Origin of the sequence: Pseudomonas sp. VS40 (assembly GCF_018587885.1) — a bacterium.
Taxonomy (GTDB): Bacteria; Pseudomonadota; Gammaproteobacteria; order Pseudomonadales; family Pseudomonadaceae; genus Aquipseudomonas; species Aquipseudomonas pergaminensis.
The window spans coordinates 1,063,844-1,079,859 of record NZ_JAGYWD010000001.1 but is presented as its reverse complement, the minus strand read 5'-3'; the positions used below and the strand labels follow the sequence as shown (position 1 = coordinate 1,079,859).

Below are 16,016 nucleotides of genomic sequence, written 5' to 3'. Positions count from 1 at the left end.
GCCCAGCGCGGTACCACCGTGGTGACCCAGGCCGTGGATGTGATGCGCGACCTGGCCAAGCACATGCAGCAGGCCGGCGACGGCATCGAGGCGCTGAACGCTCAGTCCCAGGTCATCGGCACCATCGTCAAGACCATCAGCGGCATTGCCGAGCAGACCAACCTGCTGGCACTCAACGCTGCCATCGAAGCGGCGCGCGCCGGTGAGCAGGGCCGTGGTTTTGCCGTAGTGGCCGATGAAGTTCGGCAGTTGGCATCACGGACCAGCAAGGCGACCGAAGAGATCGTCGGCGTGGTGCGCCAGAACCAGGACATGGCCCGCGATGCTGTGACCCTGATGAACGATGGCCGCCTGCAAGCCGAGCAAGGCCTGGCCCTGGCAGCCGAGGCGGGCACGGTGATCGTGGAAATCCAGGACGGTGCCCAGAAGGTGGTCAGCGCGGTCGGCCAGTTCGCCAACCAACTGTCGAGTTAAGCGTAGGGCTTCAGGTATCGTAGGTGCTTTCTTGCACGAAGAGTCGACCTTCCATGAGCCCTACCCACCGTCGCCCCGTTCCGCTGTCCAAGGCCTACCGTTTGCTCAACCACGGCCCCACCGTGCTGGTGAGCGCCGCGCACAACGGACAGCGCAATATCATGGCGGCCGCCTGGGCCATGCCGCTGGACTTCGAGCCGCCGAAAGTCGCGGTGGTGTTGGACAAAGCCACCTGGACTCGCCAACTGTTGGAAAGCGCCGGCACCTTTGTGCTCCAGGTGCCGTGTGCGGCCCAGGCTGACCTTGTGCAAACGGTGGGCAACATCACCGGTTCCGAGACGGACAAATTCGCCACTTACGGCCTGCAGGTATTCAACGGCGAACACACCGAAGCACCGCTGCTGGAAGGCTGCGTGGCCTGGCTGGAATGCCGCCTGCTGCCAGAGCCCCACAACCAGCAAACCTACGACCTGTTCCTGGGTGAAGTGGTCGCAGCCTATGCTGACGAGCGCGTGTTCAGCGACGGCCACTGGCACTTCGAAGGGCATGACGAGCTGCGCACCTTGCACCATGTGGCGGGCGGGAACTTCCTGACCATCGGCCAGCCCATCATCGGCAAAACCCTGACCTGATAGGCCCTTGTAGGAGCCGGCAAGCCGGCTCCTACAGGTTTACCAGTGTGCCTGGCTGAGCGCTTCGGCGAAGGCCATCAATTTGGGCGAATACTGCCGGGACGGCGGATAGACCAGTGAGATCGCCCGACTGCGCCCGGCAACGTCCTCCAATATCGGCACCAGGCGCCCGGCGGCCAGGTCGTCGCGCACGGCAAAGTCCATCACCTGGGCGATGCCGAAGCCGCCCACGGCGCCATCCACCAGCGCATCGCCGATATCAAAGATCAGTCGCCCTTCGACACTCACGTCCTGCACGTTGCCATCGATCATGAACTGCCAGTCCACCATGCGGCCGCTGCGCAGATTGCGCACGGTGAGGCAGTGGTGGTCGTTGAGTTCATCCACACGGGTGGGGGTTCCGAAACGTGCGAGGTAAGCCGGCGCGGCAACGGTCACCCAGCGCAGTGGCGGCAGGGCGCGGGCGATCAGGCGCTGGTCCTGGATCTCGCCGGTGCGCAGCAAGGCATCGAAGCCTTCGTCGACGATGTCCACCAGGCGGTCCGTCATCACCGCCTCAATGCGCAGCTCGGGGTAACGCAAGGTCAATTCGCCGATTACCGGCATGACCACTTTGCGCCCGAACAGCGACGGCGTACTGATCTTCAACAGGCCGGAAGGGGTGCTGCGTCGGTCGAGCATCAGCTTCTCGGCTTCGGCCAATTCCGCCAGCAATGGCGCGCTGCGCTCGTACAGCATTTGCCCGTCGGGGGTGAGGCTGACGCTGCGCGTATTGCGTTGCAGCAGGCGCACGCCCAGCTCGTTCTCCAGGCGCGATATGGCGCGGGACAGGCCGGACTGGGTCAACCCCAGATCGCCAGCCGCCCGAGTGAAACTGCGGGTTTCGGCGACGCGGACCAATAGGCGAACAGCGTTCAGATCCATGATTAAAGTCATTACTGAAAGGGTGATATCCGTATTTATCATCTATCTGGCATGAAAGACACTGGCGGTCTCTCTCTTTCGAACAGGACGTTGTGATGTCTCCCTCTCGACCCTCTGGCTGGATGCTGGCGTTGCTGGCCACGGCGCAACTGATCATCGCGCTGGATGCCACCATCGTGTTTGTCGCCTTGCCGCAGATCGGCGCTCACCTGGATTTTTCTGCCCAGCAGTTGCAGTGGGTGGTGAGTGCCTACAGCGTGGCGTTTGGTGGATTCCTGCTGCTGGGTGGCAGGGCCACGGATTTGCTCGGCAAGCGCCGTTTGTACCGGGTGGGGCAGTCGCTCTATGCGTTGGCGTCCCTGGCGGCGGTGCTGGGCGGCAGCGCAGTGTTGCTGGTCCTGGCGCGGGCGGTGCAGGGCGTGGGTGGCGCGATGCTGTTCCCGGCCACCCTGGCACTGATCAACACCCACTACGCCGAAGGGCCGGCGCGCAACCGTGCGTTCGCCGTGTGGAGCGCGGCGTCGGCGGTCGGGCTGGCGCTGGGCGCACTGCTGGGTGGCGTGTTGACCCAGGTGTGGGGCTGGGAAGCGGTGTTCCTGGTGAACGTGCCCCTGGCGGGCGGCTGCGCCTGGGCGGCTGCGCCTGGGCGGCGCGGTACTGGATCCCCGCCGATGGTGAACAGGCGCGAGGGCGCAATTTCGACGTCAGTGGTGCGTTGACGGTCACCGTCGGTGGCACCTTGCTGGTGTTCTCGTTGGTGCAGGGGCCGGAATGGGGTTGGGCGGCGCCGTCCACCCTCGGCTGCCTCGCCTTGGCGCTGGCGCTGCTCGGGCTGTTCGCCTGGATCGAACACCGTGGCCGCGACCCGCTGATGCCGCTGCGTCTGTTTGCCTACCGCGAGTTGCGCATGGCGATGGTGCTGACGGCAGTGTTCATGAGCAGCTTTGGCGTGCAGTACTACTTCCTCGCGCTGTATTACCAGCAAGTCTACGGCTACAGCGTGTTGCAGGCGGGGCTGGCGTTTTTGCCGGCGACCCTGGTGTGCACGTTCGGCATCTGGCTGGCGGAGCGTTCGTTGGTTCGGCTGGGGTTGCGCAACACCCTCGTCAGTGGGCAACTGGCCGGGGCGGTGGGCATTGCGCTGGTGGTCTGGGCACTGCCGACCGGCGTGGGGTTCTGGTCGCTGCTGCCGGGTATTTTCATCCTGAGCATCGGCCAGGGCATGACCTGGACCGCGATGTGGGTGGCAGCGGGCCTGGGCATTCGTCCGGGCGAGCAGGGCGTGGCGGCGGGGATGGCCTCCACCAGCCAGCAGATCGGCGGGGCCTTGGGGCTGGCGGTGCTGGTGTCGGTGGCGAGCGCGGGGGGCATCGAACGGGCGTTGTGGTGGAGCGCAGCGATTGCCCTGGCAGGCGCGGTGTTGGCGCTGCGTCTCAGGCAACCTGCCGAGTCAGCGGGCATGGAAGCGGTCTGACATCCTCACCCAACGCGACGGCGGCATGCCGTAGGTGCTGCGAAATTGCCGGGTCATGTGGCTCTGGTCGGTAAAGCCGGCGGTCATCGCCGCGTCGACCAGTGATTGGCCTTGGGCCAGCAGGCTGCGCACCAGGTCCAGCCGGCGCATGGTCAGGTAGCGGTAGGGGCTGGTGCCGAACAGCAAGCGAAAATCCCGCGACAAGGCCCAGCGGTCGCGGCCGGCGTGGTCGGCCATTTCATCCAGGGTGATGCTGCGCCCCAGGGCGCTGTGGATAAACTCACGGGCCCGCTCGGCGGCGACATAGTCGAAGGTCTTGCGGCTGACGATCCCGCCCGAGACGTTGCTAAGCGCGTGGGCCAGGTCGAACAGGGCGTCCTGTTCCTGCAGCGGGTCGATGGGGTTGTCCAGGTTCTGCAGCAACACTTCGCTGGCGCGGAACAGCCGTGGATCGGTGGATAAACCGTTGGGGATAAACGGCAACGGCTTGCCGCCGAGGATCTGCTGGATCAGCGCCGGTTCGACGTAAATCATCCTGTACTTGAAGCCTTCATCGCTGCCGGCGTGGCCGTCATGGGTTTCATCGGGGTGAAGCACCATGGTCGTACCGGGCAGGCTGTGCACCATGTCGCCGCGATAGTGAAAGCTCTGCACGCCGCTCAACGTGCGACCGATGGCGTAGGTGTCATGGCGATGCGGGTCGAAGGCGAAGCCGGCAAAGTACGCCTCGATACGGTCCAGGCCACTGGCATGTGGGGCGCGGTGCAGCCAGTCGAGGGTGGCGGTGGGTTTGCCCATGGTGACTTGTCACAAAAAATAGAGATGGAAACACGTTAACCCAGTATTCGACAGATTGCCTGGCAGGGTCTTGAACGATTGTGCAGCCGATTCGACGTGCAGCTCAAGGTTTGTATTGTTTAGCACTAAAAAATTATTGTTTTACGATAATTAATTCGTTATTTTGCCTCGATGTCTTTTCAGCGAGGTTGTTTATGAACACCCAACGTCTTGCCCAACTCAGCCAGCGCATGTCCCTGATCACGCTGCTGCTGATCGTTACAATGCTGCTCCTTAACGCCGCGGTGTGGTGGTTTCCGGTGCTAAGCTCTTCAGCCGACGGGCTGGGGTTTGGTTTCGCGCTGAGCGACCGCCAGATCCAGGGGCGCGCCGCTCAGGTGGCACTGTTTCCTGTCTGGCAGACACTGGGTGGCATCTTGCTGTCCAGCGTTCCCTTGCTGGCGTTGGCGTCGGGCCTGAATCAATTGCGTAAACTGTTCCAAAGTTATGCGCGGGGCGAGTATTTTTCCAGCGCGGCGGCGTTGCACTTGGGCAAGGTCGGTAAGGCGGTGGCTTTATGGGTTTTGCTGGATTTTCTGTGTGAGCCGCTGTTGAGCGTGTGGGTGACGATGAACGAACCTGTCGGCCAACGGTTGATCACCTTGAGTGTGACGGCACCCAGCTTTGTGGCATTGTTTCTGGCCGCCTGCATCGCGGTCATCGCGCATATCCTGTGGCAGGCCAGTGAAGTGGATTCCGAAAACCGCACGTTTGTATGAGATTCAAATGCCCATCGTGATCGAGCTGGACGTTATGCTTGCCCGGCGCAAGGTCAAATCCAAGGACCTGGCGGCCGCCATCGGAATTACCGAACAGAACCTGTCGTTGCTTAAACAAGGCAAGGTCAAGGGGGTAAGGCTAGGGACGCTGGATGCCATCTGCGCCTATCTGGATTGCCAGCCAGGTGACTTGCTTGTCCACATTCCCGGGCCTGCTGCCGACCAGTAGCCGCTACCCACATCGCAGAAGGACCGTCCGATGCTGTTCTCCAACCTGCCGTACGCCGCGCCATTGTTATCATTGGCGTTGCTCTGGACCGTCGCGGTGGTGACGCCCGGGCCCAATTTTTTCAACACAGCGCAATTGGCTGCCAGTTGTTCGCGCCGCCATGGTGTGGTGGCGTCAGCGGGTGTGGCCACGGGTACCGTCATGTGGGGGCTGGCGGGTGGCCTGGGCATTAAGTCGCTGTTTGCGGCGGCCCCCATGCTGTACCTCGCGTTCAAGATCATCGGCGGCTGCTACCTGATCTACCTTGGGTTGAAGCTGTTCAAGCGCTCGGCGCCAGCGATGGGCCAGAACGTGCTGCCGGATGAAGCGCGCCGTTCGCTGTTTTCCGCCTGGCGCCTGGGGTTGCTGGGCAACTTGTCCAACCCCAAGGCGGCGTTGTTTGTTGCCACCATCTTTGCGTCCACCATGCCGCCGTCGCCTTCACCGATGCTGCTGACCCTGGCGGTGATCACCATGGCCACCTTATCGTTCAGTTGGTATTCCAGCGTGGCCCTGGTGTTTTCCAGTGAGCGCATGGCCACTCTCTATAGCCGTTCGCGCAAGTGGCTCGACCGCTTTGCCGGGGGCTGCTACGTGCTGTTCGGTGCACATCTGGTGGCGAACCGCTGACGGCCCGTGTTAAGAAGCCTTACTTTCAACAGTGAGGCCGGGTCATGAGCAAGGTGCGGGTAGGTATTATTTTTGGTGGCCGTTCGGCGGAGCATGAAGTCTCGTTGCAATCGGCGCGTAACATCGTCGATGCGTTGGATCGCTCACGATTCGAACCGGTGCTGATCGGTATCGACAAGGCCGGCCATTGGCACCTCAATGACACCTCGAACTTCCTGCTCAACCAGGAAAACCCGGCCCTGATCGCCCTCAACCAGTCCAATCGCGAACTGGCCGTGGTGCCTGGCAAGGCCAGCCAGCAACTGGTAGAGACCTCTGGCACCGGCTTGCTGGAACATGTCGACGTGATCTTCCCCATCGTCCACGGCACCCTCGGCGAAGACGGTTGCCTGCAAGGCCTGCTGCGGATGGCTGACCTGCCTTTCGTCGGCTCCGACGTCCTCGGCTCGGCAGTGTGCATGGACAAGGACATCACCAAGCGCCTGCTGCGCGACGCCGGCATTGCCGTGACTCCGTTTATCACCCTGACCCGTAGCAACGCCGCGCGTACAGCCTTCGACACGGCAGTGAGCAAGCTCGGCTTGCCGATGTTCGTCAAGCCGGCCAACCAGGGCTCTTCGGTGGGCGTGAGCAAAGTCGGCAACGAAGCCGAATACCACGCTGCTGTTGAACTGGCTTTGGGCTTTGATGAAAAGGTCTTGGTGGAATCCGCGGTAAAGGGCCGTGAAATCGAATGCGCCGTGCTGGGCAACGAAAACCCGATCGCCAGCGGTTGTGGCGAGATCGTGGTGAGCAGCGGTTTCTATTCCTACGACAGCAAATACATCGACGGCCAGGCTGCCCAAGTGGTGGTGCCGGCCGCTATCAGCCACGAGGCCAGCGAGCGTATCCGTGGGCTGGCCCTGGAGGCGTTCGAGGTGCTGGGCTGTTCAGGGCTGGCGCGGGTCGACGTGTTCCTCACCGACGACGGCGAAGTGCTGATCAACGAAATCAACTCACTGCCCGGCTTCACCCGCATCAGCATGTACCCCAAGCTGTGGCAGGCGGCGGGCATGAGCTACAGCGAACTGGTGAGCCGCTTGATCGAGCTGGCGCTGGAGCGGCATGCGGGGCGCAAGGGGTTGAAGATCAGTCGTTGATGCGAGCAATCCACGAATAGATCAATGTCTTCAGCTCCTCAGGGTGATGCGTCCTGCGACGATAGCTGGCAAAGGTGGGGGAGGTGCAGTAGGTACACACTTCACTCACCTCGATCTGCTCACGCCGAATCCCTGCCGCTTGCAGCAACATCACGCCATATCCGCTCAAGTCAAACCATGCACTTGCAACTTGCCTCGCAGTGGGCGAGGCAATTTCGGGGCGCAGCAGCGGCGCCGGTTGGACCTGGCTCCAGGGCGCCTGACCGTCGCGCCACAAGTGGCCCTGTTCAGTTTGAAACTGGGTAATGAACTCCCGGCTCACCTCATAACAGCACGGCTTGATCGAGGGACCGATCGCTACCTGCAACTGGTCGATGGCAATTCCTTCATCGGCAAAACGCTGTATGGCATTCGCCACAATCCCGGCTTGCAGCCCCTTCCAACCGCCGTGCACCGCAGCCACCTTCTCAGCATTTTTCGAGGCAATCAGGAGGGGCAGGCAATCGGCGGTGATTACCGCGATGGGGTAATGGTCACCCGTGCACACCCCATCTGCCTCGACCGTGTTGCTCACCTGGTCCGCCTGCCACTCAATCACCGAAGCGCTGTGCACTTGCTTGCAGATGAACACGTCTGCCGGGCGCTGCGGATCATTGATCGAACAAAAACCGTGGTCGACGCCAGGGATGGCGGCGAGATTATCTGCCTGTTGCACGAGCGCTTTCTCCGTTGATTGATGTGTTCAGTCGCCAACCGCTTCGCCTTCACGCCGAGGGTCGGCACCGCCGCTCAGTGACACCTTGCCCTGGGCATCCCGCGTGCGTACGATGGCCTGGATACCACTGGTCATATCGATCTCGCTCAGCGCATGGCCCTTGTCCTTGAGCGCCTGTTTCAGCATGGGGCTGAACATACCGGTTTCCAGCTCGGTTGCGCCATTGCGGCTGCCGAAGTTCGGCAGGCTGATGGCCGCTTGCGGGTCAAGTTTCCAGTCGAGCATTGCCACCAGGGACTTGCTCACGTACTCGATGATTTGCGAGCCGCCGGGTGAGCCGACAGTGGCCAGCAACTCGCCGCTCTTGCGGTCGAACACCAGGGTCGGCGCCATCGCCGAACGCGGGCGTTTGCCAGGCTCGACCCGGTTGGCCACGGGTTGGCCGTTTTCTTCAGGGATAAACGAAAAGTCGGTCATCTGGTTGTTCAGCAAGAAACCCTGGACCATCACATGGGCGCCAAATGCCGCTTCCACCGTGGTGGTCATCGACACGGCGCCGCCCCGGTCATCCACGGCCACCACTTGCGAGGTAGAGATGCGCAACGGCGAGCGATCCGGCGCGTAGGCCACCTGGATGCCTGCGGGTACGCCCGGCTTGGCGATACCCATGCTGCGCTCGCCAATCAGCGCGGCGCGCTTGGCCAGGTAGTCCGGTGCGACGAGGCCGGCAACCGGCACGGGGACGAAATCGGCGTCGGCGAGGTACAGACCGCGATCGGCGAAGGCCAGGCGCCCCGCTTCAGCGAGCAGGTGTACTGCCTCCGGTGTTGGTTCAAGGCCTGCTGGCGATGAGCTTTTCAGCGGTCGCATCGCTGCGATACCCAGGCCTGGGTCGCGGGCTTGCAAGGCCTGCAATGTACCGAGGATTTGCGCGATGGCGACGCCACCCGATGAAGGTGGCGGCATGCCACAGACTTTCCACTGCTGGTAGTCAGTGCACAGCGGTGTACGTTCCTTGGCGGCGTAGCCCTTCAAGTCCGCCAGGGACAGGCTGCCCGCATTGCGATGGCCCTGCACCTTGCGCGCGATCTCTTCGGCAATTTGCCCGTGATACAGCGCGTTCGGGCCTTCCTTGGCGATACGTTTGAACACCCTGGCCAATGCGGGGTTTTTCAACACAGTTCCGGTGGCTTTCGGCGTGCCATCGGCGTTCAAAAAGTACGCCGCCATGTCAGGCGATTGTGGGATATAGCGGTCAGCCGCAATCAGGCTGTGCAGGCGTGGGGAAATCGCAAAGCCCTGTTCCGCCAGCCGGATCGCAGGTTCGAACAGCTCGGCCCATTGCAGGTGGCCGCTCTTCTTGTGCGCCATTTCGAGCGCACGCAATACCCCAGGCGTACCAACCGAGCGCCCGCCAATCTGCGCCTCGGGAAACGCCATTGGCTTGCCGTCGGCCTTCAGGAACAAGCGCTCGGTGGCCCCGGCCGGGGCGGTCTCACGGCCGTCATATGCGTGAACGTTTTTGCCGTCCCACAGCATGATGAACGCGCCACCGCCAATGCCGGATGACTGCGGCTCCACCAGGGTCAATACCGCCTGCATTGCAATCGCTGCATCAATCGCCGAGCCACCCCTGCGCAACATCTCGCGACCGGCTTCGGCTGCCAACGGGTTGGCCGCCGCCGCCATATGGCGCTCGGCATGTTGGGGGGTGAGGTCGGTGCGATAACCCGACCCCAATTCCGGTGCGGGTGGCTGTTCGTAGACAGACGTGTGGCAGGCAGCCAGGGCGAGGGCTGCTGCAATTACCGACAGTTGATGGCGGGAAATCGAAAACACGCGCGGAACTCCGTTCATTTTGAGAATGATCTGTTGTCCTTTGAAACACTTCGCTATCGCCGAGCGGGTCAAATTTGGCCAGCACCCGCAACAGGCTATCGCGCCTCCGGTTGGTGTGCCTCGGTCACGGCGATCGCTTGGGCCAGTTGCATATCACTCATGTGAGGCGCCGGGTAAGACGTGTGGTAAGTCCTCACGGCGAGCTCAAAGCGTGCGCCACGGATATTCCCGTCCGAGCCGATGAAGGCCAGGGCGTCCCCTTTGGCCGACTCAAGCATATCGAGCGGATGGGACGTGGTGCCCAGCGTGGCGAAGGTGGTCAGCACCGGGCCGGCGAGGACCATCAAACTGGCTTGATCGACCTTCCCCAAGCCTTCGGACGCGGCACTGGCGAGCGATGGCAGGGCTGACAATGCAAGTGCAAGGTGCAGGGGCTTGATGGTCATCCAACACTGGTTCCATTTAGTGTGATTGAGGGCGTGATCCTACTTGGTAACGCGGGTTTAGCCCAATCGCAACACCATCGCCCCGCCAGCAATGATGCAGGCGGCAACCACGCGAGTGCGCGTCAGTTGCTCCTTGAGTATCAGCGCGGAGATGATCACGCCGAACAGGATCGACGTTTCCCTGAGCGCTGAAACGGTGGCGATCGGGGCCGCCGTCATTGCCCAAAGCGCCAGTCCGTAGGACGCAACCGTGCCGACCCCGCCCACCACGCCGAGGTGCCAGTGACGGATGACGTAGCGGCAGAACACCCCGCGTTGGGTGGCCAGGGCCCAGGCGGCCAACGGTAGCCCGGTCAGCAGGAAAATCCACAATGTGTACGCCGCAGGGGCGCCGGACTTGCGCACGCCCAAACCGTCGACAAGGGTATAGCCGGCAATGACCCCCGCATTGATCAAGGCGAGGACCAGCCCTTTTCGCGGGCTGGTCGAGGGGGCGACAGCCATGCTCAGGATGCCGATGCAGATCACTGCAATGCCGCTCCATGCAAACGCTGACAACGACTCGGACAGTGCAAGCACACTCGCAGCTGCCACCAGTAACGGCGCAGTGCCGCGCATGATCGGGTAGGTCTGGCTCATGTCGGCGATTCGGTAGGTGGAGGCAACCAAGACGAAATACAGCACCTGCAAAATGACCGATGCACCGATGAACGGCCAGCTTTCTCGTGCCGGTAGCGCCAGGAATGGAATAACGACCAATGCGATCAGCGAGGCGAAGGCGGTGATCATGCATGTGGTCAGCAGCTTGTCGCCGCCGCCTTTGACCACGGCGTTCCAGGTCGCGTGGAGAGCGGCACCCAGCAGGATGACCGCGAACACGTCAAAGCTCATGAGTGGGTTCCTGTCGGGCTCAGGCTGGTTAGTCGGGGAGAATCGCTGCGAGTATGCCCCAGCACTTTTCTTCAGGCATAAAAAAACGGCCTACCTTTCGGTAAGCCGTTTTTAGTACTTGGTGGCTACACAGTCATTTGAACTGATCTTGTAGTGCTCTGTATTTAAAGGGTTTTGTTCGGATGTTATCAGTTAGGCATACACATAGGCATACACGCTGCTTGCTTCTGCCTACAGATGTAGTGGTATTCCCGCTAGGTACAGCACCACCAGTTGGTAGGTGATGTGTAGCCATTCGGCCAGGTAGTCACTTCTTTGTCCGACCTTCTGCCGACAGTGAGGCAAGGGCAAGGGTGATGAATCCTGCATTCCCATCCAGGGTTTCTAGTGCCCCTCGGATGTTCTTTGCCACTTCTGTGGATCCTCTTTGCTCAACCCAGTTTGACAGCTCCTCGATAGCTGCCCCCAGCGCCAGTTGGTTTTCATTCATGCGCTTGAGTAATGACGCAAGCAAAGGGGTGTCTTCCATGATGTTCTCCTACCGTGTTGTCAGGTAGCCAATCTACCTCGAGCCAGTGGCATTGCATATCAGCTGTCCTCACCCCTGGTGATCAGAACTCATGCCGACCATCTTGATTCACTAGAGGCCAACAATGTGGTGTAGGACCAATTTGGAAAGACAGCATGAGCGCACACACCCAGCCCCCTCCAAAACTGGTGTAACTGGTGTTACGAGTGTAACGCCCTTCACCAAACGCCCGGTTTCATTGGCTTTCACGCCTGTTACACAGTTGAGCGGCATCGCGTACATCGGATGTAACGCTGCCCGTGCGTGTAACGCTAACGTCAGTATCCAAGTGTCGTGGGGCAGGCGCTTTGCGCTCCAGCCCACCAAGCGAGTTTCGCTTGCTCCGCCTCTCGATGACAGGAAATCACGCTGGGGACCCTGAGAGGTTTCGCGTTACACGGGGCATGAAACCCGCGGGATCGTGGTAGCGGAAATCACACCAGCTTACTGAAATTTCAATGTTGAAATTGAAAGGATCTTGAAGAAAAAACGGCATCGTTACCGTATTTGCAACGGTACTCGCAGATGGCTGAAAGGGTAGGGCATATGCACATGTGAACTGGAGTTCACCAGGTTCACCTGTTCACTAAGCTGGGTGCGCTTCGGCTAACACGATCCCGCGGGTTTCCTACCCCGTGTCTTTCCAAAATACCTAGGGTCCCAAGCGACTTTGCGATTCCACGTACAAATACATCTGTGGATGTCTATCTGGTTCACCTGTTTATCAAACCGTAAGCAATACACTTTTCATGCTGAAACGATCATGCGGTGTCTCCAAACGTAACCAGTCAGATCGCTTAGAGACTCCTTAGAAGAAGACTGACATGGTTACGACCTATGTCGCTGAAGGCTAATTCACCTCTGGGGCGAGGGGGCGCTGAAAATTGGTGGTGCAGGTATTACTCGTGTAACAATTTTTTATGCTCATGTTTTATAAGGTTTTTTATTTTGTACACGTCTTGGAGTTGCGAAAAATAAGTAGTGTAACAATCTTGGCTTGTGTTACATGACATGGAGATATTCTGAATGGCTGGTCCGGATACGATTCGTGTTGACTAAGTGCCCTTTACTGCCAAAATCAGGAATGTGGCTTGATGCCGGTTGTTTGGCAGTTTCATAGTAGTGCGTATTGACCTGAAGGTTTTAGTACATACGCGAAGGACAAAATAGTATTCTGTTGCCAGGTTTTCTTCTGTCCGAGCCAGCAGCTTCATCAGATTGTCTCGCATTTCTGAATATAGCGTCGTCGGCAGGTTTGGAAATTTAAGCTATAGTATTACATGCGGCTATAAGGGACTTTAGCAAATGATTACACGTTCACAGAAATGGCATAATGATTATCTTCTCAATCCATACTTGAGGCATTTATATAGTGCTGAGCTAGAAGAGCGGGCTAAGGATATTTTAAACCTTATCTCTGTTTTGGACTCGGCCGGCCGACTGAGTGTGCTTACTGGGAAAGATATGAATGTTGAAATGTGGGTCAAGTGGACTCATATTTTAGCTGAGATGGAAAAGCGCTATGGACCGCATCCTAGTGGATTTACTAACGGGTTTGTGAAAGGTGCCAATATTGTAAGTCCTACTTTTCCGTCGGCCCCCATAGGAAGAGATGCTATAGCTAAAGTTGGTGGGCAGCCTGGTTGGCTGTACAAATTTTCTAAGAAGAAGTACGTGCAGGATATGTATAGCTTGGGAGTTTTTAGGGTCGCTCCAGCTTCCTTTTACAATGATCCTTCTTTGAATGTGGCTGTCAGAGATGACGAGCTGGTTTTTAAGGGAACGGCATTTACCAAGCTAAAACCAGTAATAAAAACCGGAAAGGTCACTGCTGATTATGGAAGGGTTGAGTACTCAGTCAGCGCTCGAACTAACTATTACGTATGTTGTTTTGCATCAAATTTTACGAATCGTGAGTTTGTCGACTTTGAGGCTGATGCATGTCTAGTTATCAAAGAGCCACGATTGTTTATCGACCGGCTAATTAAAGCGGGGTGCAATGCATTGCCTGGCTTTGAGGGTTTCGCCAAGGCCGTAAAATATCTAGACCCGGTGCTCTGCGATCCATCAAAGATTGATGTAAACTTTGCGAAACACTTCAAATATGCTTATCAAAATGAGTACCGTGCGATTTGGGCGCCAAGAGAGACAATAGCAGACCTTCCCGTGGAATTCTTAACCATTGGTCCACTGAATGATATCGCTGAAGTTGTTGAGCTTTAAGGTAGTGCTTTGACGGCAGCTTGCTGCGCCTGTAACCATGTCTTGGTAGCCGTTTCTCGAAGGGACTGTCCAGTGATAAAGCAAATTATTTTGCGAGGCGTGACCAGTTATTCGCCTCTTGCAGGTATTACAATCGGGCCGATGAGCAAGGTCAATATGTTCTACGGCCATAATGGTACAGGTAAGACTACCATAGGCAACTATCTTCAAGATCCCGGCGATCTGGTTTATTCCAACTGCGACTTCCAACCTAAAAACCTTGACCGTGAGCTAGTGGTATACAACCACAACTTTATGGAAAGCCATTTTCAGGAGAGCTCGCAGCCTGGCGTATTCACCCTCAACGAAGGAAACATTGAGGCAGAAAATGCTTTGCTAGCTGCGGAAGCAGAGCTAAAGAAGCTGGGTGAGCACTGGCAATCTGAAAGGGATGCAGGTAAAGCCTTAACTGAGAATCAAAAGACGACTAGAGATGCATTTTTAGATGATCTATGGGCCTTAAAAAAACAGTACGACAGCTCAAGTTTGAAGTTCTGTTTCAGTAACTTAAACACCAAGGAACGTTTGGCGGAAAAGGTAGGAAGCCTAAGCCAGGGGCTCGTGTCAGACACATTTGAGGCATTAGCTCTGGAGGCGGGAGAGTTACAGGCGGCAAGTGATCAAGAGCAACCAGTGCTTCCATCCTTCAGTTTTCCTGAGCGAGATGTCGAGCTCAGCCCCTTGCTCAATGAGGCTATCACTGGCTCTGAAAACTCTTACCTTAGCGCTATAATAAATGACCTTGGCAATTCTGACTGGATAAAACAGGCCTTCAGGTTCGTTGATCAAAATGACAATACATGCCCATTTTGCCAGCAAAAACTAAATACTGATTTCTATGACGAACTCGGGAAGGTCTTCGATCAGACTTACCAGAGAAGAATAGATAGTTTAGTTGCGCTTAAAAATAGATATGAAGTAGGCATCTCCCGTTTGAAAGTGCAGTATTTGCGGCCTATCTATCAGGCGATGGAGTTCGCTGCAAGCATAACCGCGCTTGACGTTCTTCTGCAGAAAAACAGACGTTTGCTCGCTGACAAGCTTGCTAATCCCTCAGTCCCGGTAGTCTTAGAATCCTCAGAAATCATAATTGATAGCTTGAATGCTTTAGTAAAAATTGAGCAGGATAAGATCATTTCTTTTAATCTTAAGATAAAAGACAAAAAGGCTCACTTGGAGAAAATTAAGTCTCGCTTCTGGAATTGTTTCAAGAAAGAAAGCGAACCATTAATTTCTAAAGAAAAAGCGCTGCGGAATAACCTGGAAATGCAGATTGCAACCAAGCGCCAGGCTCTCGATTCGATCACTAGCCAAGCTCAAAAGCAAAAAAAAATCATTGCTGAATACAGGGCGAAAATAACTAATATTGACCAATCAATAGATAATATAAACGCATCGCTCAACGCGCTCGGACTCAAGGGTTTTTTAGTAGTAAAGGAACAAGGTGATTTGCCTCGCTATCGTTTGGAAAGGCCGGTTCAGCAGTCGGGAGTTTTCAAAACTCTTAGTGAGGGAGAGAAAACGTTGATTTCTTTCTTGTACTTTTTAGAAGTTTGTAATGGGGACTTGGACAGCAAGGGCGGGAAGCTTAAATCGAATCGCGTTATCGTTATAGACGATCCAATCTCTAGTCTGTCTCATAATTACGTGTATGATATTGCGTCACTGATCTATCGAAAGGTAGTGAGTCCAAAGGAGCGGTTCAAGCAAATATTTATACTGACACACAACCTATTCTTTTTTCATGAGATGCTTAAGCATCTGAAGAAGTCTGATGAGTTTTCGTTGTTCAGAATAACGAAGGCTGAATACAGTAGCGTAATTCCGATGAAGGCCTCGGACGTACAAAATGATTATCAATCCTTCTGGCAGGCTATTAAAGATGCTCAGTTAGGGCGAACTTCAGTATCTGTGATTCCCAACATGATGCGAAATATTCTTGAATATTATTTCAATTTTGTACATAGGCAAGATGAACTCGCATCGGCGTTACAGGAGTTAGCTGACGAAGATACTGAATTCAAAGCCCTTTATAGGTATGTCAATCGCGAATCCCACTCTGATGCTGTGAATCTTACGGACTTTGGTGATATTGATCCGGGCCACTATATTGAACGATTCAGGCAGGTATTCGTGCGCACTGGTTTTGAGCAGCACTACGAGAAAATGATGTCCTAGGTGAATATAGTTTGATTTGT

The 16,016-nt window shown here is 57.0% G+C and carries 15 protein-coding genes and 1 pseudogene; 9 read left to right on the top strand and 7 right to left on the bottom strand.

Translation table 11 applies throughout. From position 1 onward, the window contains the following. Positions 1-42 precede the first annotated feature (42 nt). Positions 43-474, top strand: coding sequence for a methyl-accepting chemotaxis protein (locus KHP07_RS29805; RefSeq protein WP_370589429.1), 432 nt, complete (start codon positions 43-45; stop codon positions 472-474). 53 nt (positions 475-527) lie between these two features. Continuing rightward, positions 528-1,106: a flavin reductase family protein gene (locus tag KHP07_RS04970; protein ID WP_214496686.1), complete on the top strand. Its 579-nt coding sequence runs from the start codon at positions 528-530 to the stop codon at positions 1,104-1,106. Positions 1,107-1,145: 39 nt separating this feature from the next. Here KHP07_RS04970 and KHP07_RS04965 read toward each other — a convergent pair whose 3' ends face one another. Then, positions 1,146-2,030 carry a LysR family transcriptional regulator gene (locus tag KHP07_RS04965; RefSeq protein WP_078046751.1) on the bottom strand — a complete coding sequence of 295 codons (885 nt, stop codon included), beginning with the start codon at positions 2,028-2,030 and terminating at the stop codon, positions 1,146-1,148. Between the two features lie 122 nt (positions 2,031-2,152). Here KHP07_RS04965 and KHP07_RS04960 point away from each other — a divergent pair. Further along, positions 2,153-3,504, top strand: a pseudogene (locus KHP07_RS04960) (MFS transporter). Here KHP07_RS04960 and KHP07_RS04955 read toward each other — a convergent pair. Beyond that, the gene (locus KHP07_RS04955; RefSeq protein ID WP_214496685.1) at positions 3,481-4,302 is read right to left on the bottom strand and encodes an AraC family transcriptional regulator; all 822 of its coding nucleotides are present in this window, start codon (positions 4,300-4,302) and stop codon (positions 3,481-3,483) included. The pseudogene KHP07_RS04960 and the gene KHP07_RS04955 overlap by 24 nt on opposite strands. A gap of 194 nt (positions 4,303-4,496) precedes the next feature. On the opposite strand from KHP07_RS04955, the gene KHP07_RS04950 reads away from it, so the two are divergent. From KHP07_RS04950 to ddlA, 4 genes are read left to right on the top strand one after another with little or no spacing between them, the layout of a single operon-like run. Further along, on the top strand, positions 4,497-5,060 hold the full coding sequence (locus KHP07_RS04950; RefSeq protein ID WP_214496684.1) for a DUF2975 domain-containing protein: 564 nt from the start codon (positions 4,497-4,499) through the stop codon (positions 5,058-5,060). 7 nt (positions 5,061-5,067) lie between these two features. Continuing rightward, a complete protein-coding gene (locus tag KHP07_RS04945; protein WP_099493974.1) occupies positions 5,068-5,289 on the top strand; it encodes a helix-turn-helix domain-containing protein in 222 nt (73 codons plus the stop codon). Positions 5,290-5,319: 30 nt separating this feature from the next. After that, positions 5,320-5,958, top strand: a complete 639-nt coding sequence (locus KHP07_RS04940; protein WP_214496683.1) for a LysE family transporter — start codon at positions 5,320-5,322, stop codon at positions 5,956-5,958. A 44-nt stretch (positions 5,959-6,002) separates the two neighbouring features. Further along, entirely contained in the window at positions 6,003-7,097 is a 1,095-nt protein-coding gene (gene ddlA, locus KHP07_RS04935; RefSeq protein ID WP_078046757.1) for a D-alanine--D-alanine ligase, read from the top strand. Here the strand turns inward: ddlA and pgeF are convergent. From pgeF to KHP07_RS04910, 5 genes are all read right to left on the bottom strand, one after another. Continuing rightward, entirely contained in the window at positions 7,087-7,812 is a 726-nt protein-coding gene (gene pgeF / locus KHP07_RS04930; protein ID WP_214496682.1) for a peptidoglycan editing factor PgeF, read from the bottom strand. The two genes, ddlA and pgeF, sit on opposite strands and share 11 nt — an antisense overlap. A 27-nt stretch (positions 7,813-7,839) precedes the next feature. Next, positions 7,840-9,669, bottom strand: coding sequence for a gamma-glutamyltransferase (gene ggt, locus KHP07_RS04925; protein ID WP_214496681.1), 1,830 nt, complete (start codon positions 9,667-9,669; stop codon positions 7,840-7,842). A 77-nt stretch (positions 9,670-9,746) separates the two neighbouring features. Then, a complete protein-coding gene (locus KHP07_RS04920; protein ID WP_223204492.1) occupies positions 9,747-10,097 on the bottom strand; it encodes a DUF2388 domain-containing protein in 351 nt (116 codons plus the stop codon). Between the two features lie 57 nt (positions 10,098-10,154). Then, positions 10,155-10,988 (bottom strand): EamA family transporter, encoded by an 834-nt coding sequence (locus KHP07_RS04915; protein ID WP_078046760.1) that lies wholly within the window; start codon positions 10,986-10,988, stop codon positions 10,155-10,157. Positions 10,989-11,295: 307 nt separating this feature from the next. Beyond that, the gene (locus KHP07_RS04910) at positions 11,296-11,517 is read right to left on the bottom strand and encodes a hypothetical protein (protein WP_214496680.1); all 222 of its coding nucleotides are present in this window, start codon (positions 11,515-11,517) and stop codon (positions 11,296-11,298) included. A 1,344-nt stretch (positions 11,518-12,861) separates the two neighbouring features. Between KHP07_RS04910 and KHP07_RS04905 the strand changes: the two genes are divergently transcribed. Next, positions 12,862-13,779: a hypothetical protein gene (locus tag KHP07_RS04905; RefSeq protein ID WP_214496679.1), complete on the top strand. Its 918-nt coding sequence runs from the start codon at positions 12,862-12,864 to the stop codon at positions 13,777-13,779. Between the two features lie 72 nt (positions 13,780-13,851). Beyond that, positions 13,852-15,996 (top strand): AAA family ATPase, encoded by a 2,145-nt coding sequence (locus KHP07_RS04900; RefSeq protein ID WP_214496678.1) that lies wholly within the window; start codon positions 13,852-13,854, stop codon positions 15,994-15,996. Positions 15,997-16,016: the final 20 nt, after the last annotated feature.

Excerpts from the sequence above, each read along its gene's own strand:
- KHP07_RS29805 (WP_370589429.1), top strand. The coding sequence starts at position 43 with ATGCGCGACCTGGCCAAGCACATGCAGCAGGCCGGCGACGGCATCGAG.
- KHP07_RS04970 (WP_214496686.1), top strand. The coding sequence starts at position 528 with ATGAGCCCTACCCACCGTCGCCCCGTTCCGCTGTCCAAGGCCTACCGT.
- KHP07_RS04965 (WP_078046751.1), bottom strand. The coding sequence starts at position 2,030 with ATGGATCTGAACGCTGTTCGCCTATTGGTCCGCGTCGCCGAAACCCGC.
- KHP07_RS04955 (WP_214496685.1), bottom strand. The coding sequence starts at position 4,302 with ATGGGCAAACCCACCGCCACCCTCGACTGGCTGCACCGCGCCCCACAT.
- KHP07_RS04950 (WP_214496684.1), top strand. The coding sequence starts at position 4,497 with ATGAACACCCAACGTCTTGCCCAACTCAGCCAGCGCATGTCCCTGATC.
- KHP07_RS04945 (WP_099493974.1), top strand. The coding sequence starts at position 5,068 with ATGCCCATCGTGATCGAGCTGGACGTTATGCTTGCCCGGCGCAAGGTC.
- KHP07_RS04940 (WP_214496683.1), top strand. The coding sequence starts at position 5,320 with ATGCTGTTCTCCAACCTGCCGTACGCCGCGCCATTGTTATCATTGGCG.
- ddlA (WP_078046757.1), top strand. The coding sequence starts at position 6,003 with ATGAGCAAGGTGCGGGTAGGTATTATTTTTGGTGGCCGTTCGGCGGAG.
- ggt (WP_214496681.1), bottom strand. The coding sequence starts at position 9,669 with ATGAACGGAGTTCCGCGCGTGTTTTCGATTTCCCGCCATCAACTGTCG.
- KHP07_RS04920 (WP_223204492.1), bottom strand. The coding sequence starts at position 10,097 with ATGACCATCAAGCCCCTGCACCTTGCACTTGCATTGTCAGCCCTGCCA.
- KHP07_RS04915 (WP_078046760.1), bottom strand. The coding sequence starts at position 10,988 with ATGAGCTTTGACGTGTTCGCGGTCATCCTGCTGGGTGCCGCTCTCCAC.
- KHP07_RS04910 (WP_214496680.1), bottom strand. The coding sequence starts at position 11,517 with ATGGAAGACACCCCTTTGCTTGCGTCATTACTCAAGCGCATGAATGAA.
- KHP07_RS04905 (WP_214496679.1), top strand. The coding sequence starts at position 12,862 with ATGATTACACGTTCACAGAAATGGCATAATGATTATCTTCTCAATCCA.